Below are 432 nucleotides of genomic sequence, written 5' to 3' on the forward strand. Positions count from 1 at the left end.
ATGGTGCTTTCGTCGAACAGGTCGGTAGCGTATTCGAACTGGCCGCTGATGCAGTCGCCGTCATCGTTGAGGGACAGGCTCACGTCGAACTGGGTGGTGCCGGTGGGCTGGGGCAGTGGGGCCAGGCTCAGGCCAGGCAGTTCCAAGGCCTGGTCGCGGGGGGTGTTACCCAGCACCAGCATGGCCTGGAACAGCGGGCTGTGGCCGAGGCTGCGCTCCGGTTGCAAGGCTTCGACGACTTGTTCGAATGGCAGGTCCTGGTGACTGTAGGCGTCGAGGGTGGTGGCCTTGATCTGTTCCAGTAGCTGGTCGACGCGGCTGTGGGCCTGGACGTCGATGCGCAGGGCCAGGGTGTTGACGAAGAAGCCGATCAACGCCTCGGTTTCCCGGCGTGGGCGGTTGGCGACCGGTGTGCCGACCACCACCTGCGGC

The 432-nt window shown here is 65.5% G+C and carries 1 protein-coding gene; it reads right to left on the reverse strand.

The window, feature by feature from the left end; genetic code table 11:
• A partial coding sequence (locus IB266_RS30505) for a condensation domain-containing protein (protein ID WP_192264449.1) occupies window positions 1-432 on the reverse strand: 432 nt, incomplete at both ends.

The sequence above is a fragment of the Pseudomonas sp. Pdm06 genome (genome assembly GCF_014851795.1).
Taxonomy (GTDB): Bacteria; Pseudomonadota; Gammaproteobacteria; order Pseudomonadales; family Pseudomonadaceae; genus Aquipseudomonas; species Aquipseudomonas fluorescens_AA.